This is a genomic window from Bacillota bacterium, assembly GCA_040754675.1.
Classification (GTDB): domain Bacteria; phylum Bacillota; class Limnochordia; order Limnochordales; family Geochordaceae; genus Geochorda.
This window is the reverse complement of the sequence record JBFMCJ010000081.1, coordinates 1-11,287: the sequence shown is the minus strand read 5'-3', so window position 1 is coordinate 11,287 and position 11,287 is coordinate 1. Positions and strand designations below refer to the sequence as shown.

Sequence of the window (11,287 nt, the reverse complement as noted above, 5' to 3'; positions counted from 1 at the left end):
GAGGCGGCGCTGTCGGGCATTGCTTTCACGGCGAGAAGTGGAGACGCCATGGCCCACATCGAGCAGAGCGGGCTTGTCATCCCCGAGCTGGCCCGGGAGGGCGCGTTTGGCGAGCGGCCGGCGCTGCACCTCAACCTGCTGGCTTGAGCCGGCGCCCGGCACCTCCCTAAAGCGGGCGCGCGGGGCGACCGATAATACTGGAAGGAAATTGCCTGTTTTCACAGGGATCCCCAGGCGAGCCACGTCCAGGGGTGACAGGAGCAGATGCACGGATGGTGACCGTCGGCACCGTCTTGCGTTCGGCCTGGCGCGGTACCTCACCCGAGCTATCCGTTATCCCCGACCTGCCCGCCTCTGCCGTGCGCCACCCGGCAGGAGCCGCAGCCCAAGGGGTTGGGCTGGGAGAGGTCGGCGTCGGCGCGACCGGGGGCGCTGCGACCCAGACCGAGGAGGACCTGCCTGTACGGGGCCGTTCCGGGGCTTCGCTCCTGTCGAAGACGGCAGACCTGATCAATCAGATCCTCGAAGAGTCGCACAGGCGCCTGAAGTTCAACGTCCACCAGGACACGGGCCGCATCTGGGTCCAGGTCATCAATACCGAAACGAACGAGGTCATCAAGGAGATCCCGCCAGAACGCTACCTCGACCTGGTGGCGCGCATCTGGGAACTCGTGGGAATCGTCGTGGACGAGCGGGCCTGATGCGGGCCCGGTACCATCACGCGGCAGGCACCGCCGCCGCCGGCTGAACCGTGCTCAGAAGCTCGTTTACCGACGTGATGGCCACGCCCACGGTGGAATCGCTGGCGCCGTAGTAGACCAGCACCTCGCCGTCGGGCTTCTGCACGGCTCCGCAGGTGAACACCACCGACCCGAAGAAGCCGCTTCTCTCGTAGGGTTCGACAGGTGTCATGATCGGGTCCAGCGACCGCCCCAGCACCCGGTGCGGGTTGTCGCGGTCCAGCAGCAGCGTGCCCAGGCAGTAGCGGCCGCCCACCGCGCCGTGGTAGATGGCGAGCCATCCCTCCGGTGTCTCGATCGGGACAGCACCGCCTCCCACCCGGCCCCCGTCCCACATGCCGGGCCGGGCGCTGATCACCTGGTGGTGTTCGCCCCAGTGAACGAGGTCGGGCGAATACGCAAGCCAGATCCCGGGGGCGGCGAACGCTCCGCTGGAGGGGCGATGCAATGCGGCGTATCGCCCCGCCGACCGCCCGGGGAACAGCACGACGTTCTTGTTCTCGGGCGGGAAGATGATCCCAATCCGCTCGAACTGGCGGAAGTCGGTCGTCCTGATCAGCGAGACCGCCACACCCCGCGGCGAGACGGCCGTGTACGCCACGTAGTAAGCGCCGTCGATCTGCGTGACGCGCGGGTCCTCCACGCCGTATACCTCGTAAGGGGTGGCCGGCAGAATGGTCGGGTGGTGGTCAACGGTAAAGTGGAATCCGTCCCGGCTCCTGGCCACGCGCAGGTGTGAAACGCTGCTCAGGTACTGCCGGCCCTGATAGACGATACCGCGGGGATCCGAGAGATCCAGGCCGGGCGCGTTGCGATCGACCCACTGCACCTCGAGCTGCGGTACAGGCCCCGAGAGATCCACCATCGGGATCCCGATCTTGCCGGCGTCCGCCGGGACGGGCCGCTCGGCAACCCGTACCAGCAGGATGACCTCGTCCTCGAACAGCGCGGCGCCCGCGTTGAAGGCGCCGATGACCTCGAGGTCGGGGCGAGACGGGGTGATGTCGGCCGGGCTCAGGATGGGGTTGCGCTGATAGCGCTTCAGCTCGACTGCCACTTTTGTGATCCGTGACCCTCTCCACGTTCTCTGTCAGGGAGCACTCTCTGTCCAGGTTAGGCGACGGGGGTTGTTGCATCAAGGCCTCAACCGATGCCAGGATACGCGTAAAACCCCCGGTTTTCCTGGTTTAACCTGGAGGAAGCGAGGCTGCTGGCAGCCGTGCCCTTCCGGGGGCTCGGGGGCTCGGCCGGCCGCGCCGCCCGCCGCCTATTGCATTGAGGGGCTGCCGGGCGTATAGTTGGTAGCGGATCGCGGTGAGCGTTGCTCCGGCAGGTGCCCTTGCAGGCTCCGGTCCCGTGCAACCTCCGAGCGATTACTCTTCCGCAGAGATCCGGTTTAGAGGGGCCGGATTCGCAAGGGGAGATTGGTAGATGGCGAAGACCCTCTTTTTCGGTAACCTGCCGTGGTCGGTGACCAGCGAAGATCTCGCCCGCCTGGTATCTGAGCACGCCGAGGTTATCTCCGCCCGGGTGATCACCGATCGAGACACCGGCCGTTCGCGTGGGTTTGGGTTCGTGGAGGTGGCTGACGAGGCAGCGGCGGGCGTCATTGAGGCGCTCAACGGTTACGAGCTCAACGGGCGTCAGCTCACGGTCAACGAGGCCCAGCCTCGCCCGGAGCGCGGCGACAACGGCGGCCGGGGGCGCACCGGCGGCGCTCGTGGCGGGCCGCGGCGCGGCTTCTAAGGCGAGTCGTCGAGGCGATCCCTCGAAGCAGGAGGACGGGGCCCGGAGATGATCCGGGCTCCCTTTTTTGGGAGGGCCCGACGCGTCTGCCGGGCTTGTGCCGCCGCCGGCGAGAGGGATTCGCGCCGGCCGGCACGAACAGCCGCGCCGGGGGGGCCCAGACGTGCGGCTGAACCTGAAGATCCTCCTCGCCGTCTCGCTTGTGGTGCTGATCGTGGGCGGCGCGTCGGCTGCAGCCATGGTGCACCTCCAGCGGACGGCGGGCGTGCGCCAGGTCGAGCAGGCCGCACAGACGCTGGCTTCCATCATCTATCGCGGGCTCGAGTTTTCGATGGTCCGCAACAACCCCGGCGAGATGCAGGAGATCATCCGGCACCTCCGGGGCGAGCCCATGGTGCGGCGGGTCGACATCGTCACGGGTGAAGGGCGGGTCTGGTCCTCCTCGGAAGTCCAAGAGATCGGCACCCTTCTCTCCCGTCCGGAGCTGTTGCAAGTCGTCAAGACCGGCAAGCCCCTCGTGCGAGAGGTTGCCTCCTCCGGCGAGCTGGTGGCCATCGAGCCCGTTCTCAACGGGCCTTCCTGCGCCTCGTGCCACACCGCCGAGCAGCCGGTTCTCGGGGCTGTCTCGGTCTCCCTGGATACGCAACGCCTTTCCCGTCAAGTGGCCTCCTCCGCCCGGTGGCTGGCTGGCCTGATGGCCCTGTCGCTGGCAGTGGCCATCGTTGCCCTGAGCGTGCCCATCTCGCGGATCGTCCTGCGCCCCCTGGCCGCTCTGGTCTCCGGAGTCGAGCAGCTTGCGGCCGGCAACTACGCCGCCCGGGTGAACTGGCAAAGCCGCGACGAGATGGGACTTCTGGCCTCAGCGTTCAACGACATGGCCGAACGCATCCAGCGTCACACGGCGGGGCTGCAGCGCGAGGTCGGGCGGTTGACCCGGTGGCTTTCGGAGTTGCGGCTGTTCGGACGCACCCTGGCCGACACCGAGCGGATGGACCAGGCCCTCGCGGAGGTGGTCGAGGAGGTCGGGAGGCTGGTCCACGCCGACGCATGCGGGATCACGCTGAACGGGGAGGCTGCCCGCCCGCAGGTTAAAGAGTGGGGACGCGTCGGGCTCTTGCACGGGGACAGGCCCGTGCGCAGCTGGTTGGAGTTTCCCCTGGCGGTCAAGGAGCGGAGGTTGGGGAGGCTGGTGGCGGTGCGGGCCGGCGAGCCCCCTTTCTCCCCCGAGGACGCGACCCTGCTTGAAGCGGCGGCCAACCTGGTGGCCATCGCCGTGGACAACTTCCGGCTCTTCGAGGAGGTCCGTGAGAAAGAGCGCCTTAGGGGGCAGCTGCTCACCCGGGTGATGGGGGCACAGGAGGACGAGCGGCGGCGCATCGCCCGGGAGCTCCACGACAGCGTGGGCCAGTCTCTGACGGGCCTGATGCTTCGGCTGGACATGGCCATTGCGGCCGTTCCGGAAGGCAACGCGGAGCTTTCGCGCCGCCTCCACAACCTGCGGAACCTGAGCGAGGCCACCCTGGAAGAGGTGCGCCGGATCACCTACGATCTGCGGCCGGCTGCCCTCGACGACCTCAGCCTGGCCGACGCCGTGGCCTGGTATGCCCGCACGCACCTGGAACCCGCCGGTATCTCGGTGGTGGCCGAGACCAACGGCTGCACCGACCGGCGCCTCCCCCAGACGCTGGAGACGGCCCTGTTCCGCGTGGCGCAGGAGGCCCTGACCAACGTGCTGCGACACTCGGGGGCAAACCGGGTGCGGGTGCGGCTCGCCTGCCCCCCCAACGGCGATCGCGCCGTGGAACTCACGGTCGAGGACGACGGCCGCGGCTTCGATCTCGACGAGGTGATGAACCGGCCCGACCACCCGGCCCTGGGGCTTGCAGGCATGAAAGAGCGCGTCGAACTCCTGGGCGGCACCCTTTCCATCAGCACCCGGCCGGGCGCGGGCACCCGCATCGCCGTGCGTGTGCCCCTTACGGCAGCCGCGTGAACCCTTCGCCCAGCACCTCGGAGGCCTCCTGCATCACCATGAAGGCGTCTCGATCCTCCCCGTGCACGATGGCGCGCAGCCGCGGTACCTGGTCCCGGGTCACGACGCAGTAGACCACGGGGCGTTCGGCGCCGGTGTACGCCCCTCGGGCCTGCAGCAGCGTCGCCCCGCGCTCCAGTTCCGCCAGAATGCGCCTGGCGATGGCATCATGCCGGTCGGAGATGATCAGCACCGCTCGCGCTGAGTACTGTCCCTCCAGGATGAAGTCGATGACGCGGCTGGTCAAAAACAGCGTAACCGCGGCGTAAAGTGCGCGCTCGGCCCCGAAGGTCAGGCCCGCGGCAGCCAGCACCAGCAGGTCGAAGTACAGGATGACCTGCCCCACCTTCAACTGCGTGCGCCGCGAGATGATGCGCGCCAGGGTGTCGGTGCCGCCGGTGGACCCTCCCGCCCGGAGCACCAGTCCCAACCCGATGCCCTGAACGGCGCCGGCGTAAAGGGTCGCCAGCAGCACGTCGTGGGTCACCCCGGCGATGCCCCGGGTCGCCTGAATGAACAGGCCGAGCGTCGCCACGCCGAAAAACGTCCGCGCGATGAACGAAAGCCCGAGGATTCGCCATCCGGCCAGGAAGATGGGCACGTTGAGGGCGACGACGAGCGGCGCCACCGGCAAGTCGAACCGGTAGTGCAGGATGATGGAGACGCCGACGATGCCGCCGTCCGCGAGCTTGAAGGGCACCAGGAACAGGTTGACCGCCAGGGCCGTCACCAACGACCCGGCGGCAATCTGCAGCCAGGAACCACCGCGTTCCCAGACGCCTGCTGCTCGGGCCGTCCACCGTGTTTTCACGCGTTTAGCCTCGGGCCGGGCGCTAACGGACTCCGTCGGGCGCCGGGGCAACCGGCCGCCCGGCTCCGTCCGGGGCGAAGCGGCGTTCGACGTAGCGCTCCAGGATCTCCAGGAACTCGTCCACCAGCTTCTCCCCTCGCAGCGTGGTGGCGAGCTTGCCGTCGATGTACACCGGCGCCTTCGGTTCCTCGAACGTTCCCGGGAGCGAAATGCCGATGTGGGCGTGGCGGCTCTCGCCGGGACCGTTCACCACACAGCCCATGACCGCCACCCGCAATTCCTCGACGCCCGGATAGCGCCTGCGCCACTGTGGCATCCGTTGCTGGATGTAGCGGGTCACCGCGTCTGCCATCTCCTGGAAGAACGTGCTGGTGGTGCGCCCGCACCCCGGGCAGGCGCTCACCTGGGGCAGGAAGCTTCGCAGCCCGAGCGACTGCAGGATCTGCTGCGCCACGCGCACCTCTTCGGTTCGGGACTCGCCGGGCCGGGGCGTGAGCGACACCCGGATCGTGTCACCGATGCCCTCCCACAGCAAAATGGCGAGCCCCGCCGTGCTGGCCACGATGCCGCGGCTGCCCATCCCTGCCTCGGTCAGCCCCAGGTGCAGCGGGTAGTCGCACGCCGCCGCGAGCTTGCGGTAGACGGATACGAGCTCGGGGACGCTCGAGACCTTGGCGCTGAGGACGATCCGGTCGTGCGGCAGCCCCAAGCTCTCGGCAAGTTCTGCAGAGCGCAGAGCGCTTTCGACCATGGCTTCCAGCACGACCGCGCCGGCGTCCCGCGGCCGGGGCCGCCTGGCGTTTCGATCCATCAGGTCCGCCAGCAGCTGCTTGTCCAGCGAGCCCCAGTTCACGCCGATGCGCACGGGCTTTTCGAACTCGACGGCGCGCTCGATGATGGTACGGAAGTTCTCGTCGTGGCTGCCGCCAGCTCCCACGTTGCCGGGGTTGATGCGGTACTTGTCGAGCGCCCGGGCGCACTCGGGATAGCGCGTCAAAAGCACGTGCCCGTTGAAGTGGAAGTCCCCCACAATGGGCGTGTCGTACCCCATGGAGCGCAGGCGTTCGACGATGCGGGGCACGGCGCGGGCAGCGTCATCGTGGTTGACGGTGATGCGCACGAGTTCGCTTCCGGCGTCGGCCAGCTCCGCGACTTGCCGGACGGTCGCCTCCACGTCGGCCGTCTCCGTGTTGGTCATCGACTGAACGACGACGGGGTTGCTGCCGCCGACCGGGACACCGCCCACCTTGACCGTGACGGTCCGGCGCCGTGGCCGCGGATCCGTAGGGGGGACGGCCGTATCCGCCGCCTCCGCGGCAGCCTTGCCGGCGCCGCCGGCGTACGGCGTTCGAATGTCTGTACTATTGTCGCGACCCCGAGTCTTGCCGCTGGCCTGCATTGGCGCGCCTCCGACCTCTCCCAGTCTAGCGAAAGGGCGCACCGGCATGCAATGCCGCAGCCCATGCCTCATGTAACGGTCGCCCGCAAGACATCGCCGGACGCACGGATGGCATTGCGGACCGACTGACGGTCAGTCGGTCCGGCCCTGGCCTTCGGCCTCGCCACCGTACCCCGGCCGTCCGGACGGCCTCTCGCCGGCCGGGGAGCCTGACTTACCCCTTCACCGCCCCGGCCGTCAGGCCGGCGATGAAGCGATCCATGAAGAGGCTGTACACGATGGCGATGGGCACGCTGGCGAACAGCGCGGCCGCCATCAGCGAACCCCAGTAGTAGACGTCGCCGCGCACGAGCGCCACCGGCACCCCGAGGCTCACCGTCATCTTGTCCACGGACGTCACGAAGGTCAGCGCGTACACGAACTCCTGCATGACCAGCGTGAACGCGAAGATGACCGCCGTCAGTACGCCGGGTACCGACAGTGGCATGACGACCTTCACGATGCCGCCCAGCCGGCTATACCCGTCGATCATGGCCTGCTCCTCGAGGTCCCGGGGGATCGCCCGGAAAAAGCCCATCAAAAGCCACGTGGTGAACGGGATGGTGAAGGTGGGATAGACCAGCACCAGCGCCCACAGCGAGTTCTGCAGCCCCAGCGCCGACACCAGACGGCTGAACGGGATGAACAGCAGCGTGGGCGGAATGAGATACGTGAGAAAAACGCCGATCCCGAGCCGTTCGCCCCAGTCCCCGACCAGCCTCGCCAGGCTGTAGCCGGCGGGCACAGCGACCGCCAGCGTGATGCCCACCACCAGCGCCCCGGTGAAGGCTGTATTGGAAAGCCACGTCACGTACGGCGTGTTGTGGAACAGCAGCCGCACGTGGTCGAGCGTCGGCGGGTCGTTGAAGATCCAAGGGATGTGGGCGGTGTTCGTTGCGCCCACGTACAGGTCGCGGTTTTGCTTGAACGACGTGACGAGCATCCAGTAGAACGGGAAGACCGCGAAGACGACGAAGACGGTGACGGCTGTGTAGAAGAGGGTCCACTTGACGGCCTGGATAACTCGCTGCAAGCCCGCCTCACGCCCCCACCTCAGTGCGCCGCGCTACCCGCAGCATCACCACGGCACCCAGCACCAGCACGGGAAACAAGAACAGCGCGGTGGCCGCGCCCTCGCCCAGGTTGGCGCCCAGGATGCCCCGCTGGAACGCCAGGCTGGCCAGCACGTGCGTGCTGTTGTAAGGGCCGCCGCGGGTCAGCAGCCACACCACCGAGAGGTCTGTCGAGGTAAATACCACCCCGAACAGCACCGCCACCGCCACGATGGGGAGGAGCAGCGGCACCTCGATCTGGAGCATCCGCCGCCACAGGCTCGCCCCGTCGATGACGGCGGCCTCCTGGATGTCCTGCGGGATGGACGTCATGCCCGCCATCAGCACCACCGTGGCGAACGGCAACATGCGCCACACGTGTACGATGACGATGGCGGCCATCGCAAGATCAGGCGTGCCCAGCCAGTACAGCCACTGCCCCGGCTTGAGCAGGTGCAGGGCGCTCAGGGTCCAGTTGATGACGCTGAACGTGGAGTCGTAGATCCACGTCCACGCCATGCTGGAAAGCGCCACGGGCGCCGCCCACGGCAGCAGCACGAGGAACCGCACCGCCCGCCGCCCCGGGAACGCCACCGTGAGCAGCCTGGCCTGAATCGATGCCAGCACGATGACCAGGGCCTGCGAGACGAGGGTGAAGAAAAGCGTGTTCTTCAGCGCCGTGTGGAAGGTGGGGTCCCGGATCACCGAGGCGAAGTTGTTGAGCCCCACGAACGAAAACGAAAGGCTCCCGGCGGTGGCGGCGCTGAAGCTCAGCACGATGGCCAGCACGAACGGTACGCCCACCAGCACGCTCACGTACACGAGCGCCGGCGTCAGCATGGTCCAGCCAAGCAACCCGGCACGGTCCGGCCAGTATCGCAGGCGCGCCTGCAGGCCCGAAAGGCGGGGTGCCAGCTCCACGGTCTGTCTAGTCGTGCCCATGGCTGCGGCTCATCCCCGTGGCCCGGTCAAAGAAGCGCACCTTCCGGGCCGGAATCCCGAACTCGTACGCCTCGCCCTCGTGGGCTGAAACGGAAAGCGACACGGGAAGCTTGGCGATCACCGTGCCGGGCTGATCGGCCGAGCGCGCCCGCCCTGCACCGGCGGCCGCTTCCTTCCCGGCCGGCTCCCACCCCTCCAGCAGCCCGTAGAGGAGCCGGTCGGAACCGAGGTGTTCGACCCGCCGCACGCGGAACCGGAAACGCTGCACTTCGGCCTCGCCGTTCAGCGCCTCGACCGGCAGGAAGCTCTCCGGGCGGAACCCCATCAGGGTATCGGCGTCCCACGGGATGAGGTTCATCGGGGGTGACCCCAAGAACGTGGCCACGAACGTGTCGGCCGGGTCGTCGTAGACCTCCAGCGGCGTCCCGACCTGGCGCACCTTTCCGTGGTTCATGACGGCGATACGGTCGCCCAGGCCCATGGCTTCCACCTGGTCGTGCGTGACGTAGATGGTGGTGGTGCCGATCTGGCGCTGGAACTGCTTCAGTTCGTCGCGAGCCGTGGCACGCAGCTTGGCGTCCAGGTTGGAGAGGGGCTCGTCGAGCAGGAAGACCTGGGGGTCCCGCACCACGGCCCGGCCCAGCGCCACCCGCTGGCGCTCGCCGCCCGAAAGCTCCCGGGGGCGGCGGCGCAACAGGTGCCCGATGCCGAACATGCCGGCCGCCGCCCGCACCCGCTGAGCGATGGTCTCGGCCGGCGTGCGGCGGGCCTGCAGCGGAAAAGCCATATTGTCGAACGCGGTCTTGTGCGGGTAGAGGGCATAGCTCTGGAAGACCATGGCCACGCCCCTAGCCCTGGGCGGGACGTCGTCGCCGACGGGGCGCCCGCCGATGAGGATCTGGCCGCCGGTGGGTTTCTCGAGGCCGGCGATCATCCGCATGAGGGTGGTCTTGCCGCACCCGGAGGGGCCGAGAAGCACCAGAAGCTCGCCGTCTTCAATGGTAAGGTCCACGCCGTCCACTGCCGCGACGCTGCCGAAATGCTTGCGAAGAGCCCTGGTTTCTACCTTCGCCATCCACTTCGCGCCTCTCTTTGCCAGGTCAAGGGATGCGGGCCGCTCCTGGTGCGGCCCGCTCCCCCTTCCGCCAAGGTGAAGTAACCGATCGCATTCTCTTTTTACGCCACGAGGCCCCGCCGGCGCCACTTGTCGAAGATCTCCCGGGCCCGCCGGTCGGCTTGCCTGACGGCGTCCCGGACGCTGATCTGACCCGTGGCGGCTTTGGCGAACATGTCCGGCAGCACGAACGTGTCGAAGATCTCGCCGATAGCCGGGTTGGCCGTGCCCGGATGGCCTACGTTGGTCGACCACGTGAGGGCGGTCGCAATCGGCGCCAGCTTGCTTGGAGGGTTGGATCCGAACGGATCGTTCTCGCAGACCGACTCGATCCACCGCTGCCCGGCCTGCGGCTTCTGGCTCACCGGCGTGCCGGGGTCCGCCACGGACCCGGGGAACGACGGGAAGTTGTAGAGCTTGCTCGCCAGCACGGCGTCGCGGTAGTGGTCCACGAGGTAGAGCAGGAACTCCTTGGCCAGGTCCTGGTTTTGCGCGAACTTCCAGATGACGTAGACGCCCATCACGTGCTCGCTCGACCACTGAAGCCCCGTGGGGCCCTTCAGCGCATCGACGAAGAAGATGTCGTCCGCCACCGGGAGCTTGTTGTCCTGAGCCGTCCGGTAGGCGGAGATGGAGTTGAGGATGTACGAGGTCTGGCGGGCGTTGAGCGCCTGGTTGTTGGAGGCGGCGTTCCAGCTCAGGACGGCCGGGTTCATGGCCTCGCGGAAGAGCCGCACCCCGAACTCCACCGCCCGCACCGTCTCCTCGGAGTCGAGCACCACTCGGCCCTTCTCGTCCTGAACCGAGGCGCCGAACGACCACATGATGGCGCGGGTCGCCATGTTGGAGTCGATGTCCTGGGAGTAGCCGATGCCGATGGGGATCTGGATCTCGGGGAACCTGCTCTTGATGGCGCGGCCCGCCGTGATCAGGTCCTCCCAGGTATCGGGGCCGTTCGGCATCCCGACGGCTTCCCAGACGCTCTTCAGGTAGTCGCCGGGGTCGGGCACGTAGTTGTCCGAAAAGCCGAACCACTTGCCGGTGACGGGGTTGTAGGTGCTGCGCTTGGCCAGATCCAGGATGGGACCGTGCCGCCGCTCGGCCTCTCGCACCACGTCCGCCATGTCGATGACTTCCGGCTCAAAGGCGGCGGGCGGCGAGATAAACATGAAAAGGTCGTGCCCCTGCTGGGCCGCCACCTCGGCCGTGGCCCGGGGCACCAGGTCGGCGAAGGAAATGTGATCGACCGTGACGTCCACGGGCGGGTTGTGGTTCTGGCCCCATTCCTTGGCGAACCTGTCGAACCACACGTCATACGCCGGTACGATGTGGCTCCACTGGATGATCTTCTGCGTGCGGCGTCCCTCGGCCCTGACCTTGGGCACCCACAGGAACGACCCCAGCGCCGCCGC

The 11,287-nt window shown here is 67.9% G+C and carries 10 protein-coding genes; 3 read left to right on the top strand and 7 right to left on the bottom strand.

Going from position 1 to position 11,287, the window contains the following annotated elements; all coding sequences use genetic code 11:
* Positions 1–272: 272 nt before the first annotated feature.
* The gene (locus AB1609_06875; protein MEW6046189.1) at positions 273–701 is read left to right on the top strand and encodes a flagellar protein FlaG; all 429 of its coding nucleotides are present in this window, start codon (positions 273–275) and stop codon (positions 699–701) included.
* 16 nt (positions 702–717) lie between these two features.
* Here AB1609_06875 and AB1609_06870 read toward each other — a convergent pair whose 3' ends face one another.
* Positions 718–1,797 carry a glycoside hydrolase family 130 protein gene (locus AB1609_06870; GenBank protein MEW6046188.1) on the bottom strand — a complete coding sequence of 360 codons (1,080 nt, stop codon included), beginning with the start codon at positions 1,795–1,797 and terminating at the stop codon, positions 718–720.
* 374 nt (positions 1,798–2,171) lie between these two features.
* Between AB1609_06870 and AB1609_06865 the strand changes: the two genes are divergently transcribed.
* Both AB1609_06865 and AB1609_06860 read left to right on the top strand, forming a co-directional pair.
* Positions 2,172–2,486: an RNA-binding protein gene (locus tag AB1609_06865; protein ID MEW6046187.1), complete on the top strand. Its 315-nt coding sequence runs from the start codon at positions 2,172–2,174 to the stop codon at positions 2,484–2,486.
* Positions 2,487–2,649: 163 nt separating this feature from the next.
* Complete coding sequence (locus AB1609_06860; protein MEW6046186.1) at positions 2,650–4,479, top strand: histidine kinase; 1,830 nt, start codon at positions 2,650–2,652, stop codon at positions 4,477–4,479.
* Here the strand turns inward: AB1609_06860 and AB1609_06855 are convergent.
* The 6 genes from AB1609_06855 to AB1609_06830 form a co-directional block, all read right to left on the bottom strand.
* Entirely contained in the window at positions 4,463–5,329 is an 867-nt protein-coding gene (locus tag AB1609_06855) for a YitT family protein (protein ID MEW6046185.1), read from the bottom strand. The two genes, AB1609_06860 and AB1609_06855, sit on opposite strands and share 17 nt — an antisense overlap.
* A 22-nt stretch (positions 5,330–5,351) precedes the next feature.
* Positions 5,352–6,728 carry a flavodoxin-dependent (E)-4-hydroxy-3-methylbut-2-enyl-diphosphate synthase gene (ispG, locus tag AB1609_06850; protein MEW6046184.1) on the bottom strand — a complete coding sequence of 459 codons (1,377 nt, stop codon included), beginning with the start codon at positions 6,726–6,728 and terminating at the stop codon, positions 5,352–5,354.
* A gap of 214 nt (positions 6,729–6,942) precedes the next feature.
* On the bottom strand, positions 6,943–7,800 hold the full coding sequence (locus AB1609_06845; GenBank protein MEW6046183.1) for a carbohydrate ABC transporter permease: 858 nt from the start codon (positions 7,798–7,800) through the stop codon (positions 6,943–6,945).
* A 7-nt stretch (positions 7,801–7,807) separates the two neighbouring features.
* Complete coding sequence (locus AB1609_06840) at positions 7,808–8,761, bottom strand: sugar ABC transporter permease (protein MEW6046182.1); 954 nt, start codon at positions 8,759–8,761, stop codon at positions 7,808–7,810.
* On the bottom strand, positions 8,748–9,836 hold the full coding sequence (locus AB1609_06835) for an ABC transporter ATP-binding protein (protein ID MEW6046181.1): 1,089 nt from the start codon (positions 9,834–9,836) through the stop codon (positions 8,748–8,750). The genes AB1609_06840 and AB1609_06835 overlap by 14 nt, the downstream gene beginning before the upstream one ends.
* A gap of 101 nt (positions 9,837–9,937) precedes the next feature.
* Positions 9,938–11,287, bottom strand: a 1,350-nt coding sequence (locus AB1609_06830; GenBank protein ID MEW6046180.1) for an ABC transporter substrate-binding protein, incomplete at its 5' end; no start/stop codon positions are given.

Excerpts from the sequence above, each read along its gene's own strand:
- AB1609_06835 (MEW6046181.1), bottom strand. The coding sequence starts at position 9,836 with ATGGCGAAGGTAGAAACCAGGGCTCTTCGCAAGCATTTCGGCAGCGTC.
- AB1609_06865 (MEW6046187.1), top strand. The coding sequence starts at position 2,172 with ATGGCGAAGACCCTCTTTTTCGGTAACCTGCCGTGGTCGGTGACCAGC.
- AB1609_06875 (MEW6046189.1), top strand. The coding sequence starts at position 273 with ATGGTGACCGTCGGCACCGTCTTGCGTTCGGCCTGGCGCGGTACCTCA.
- ispG (MEW6046184.1), bottom strand. The coding sequence starts at position 6,728 with ATGCAGGCCAGCGGCAAGACTCGGGGTCGCGACAATAGTACAGACATT.
- AB1609_06840 (MEW6046182.1), bottom strand. The coding sequence starts at position 8,761 with ATGGGCACGACTAGACAGACCGTGGAGCTGGCACCCCGCCTTTCGGGC.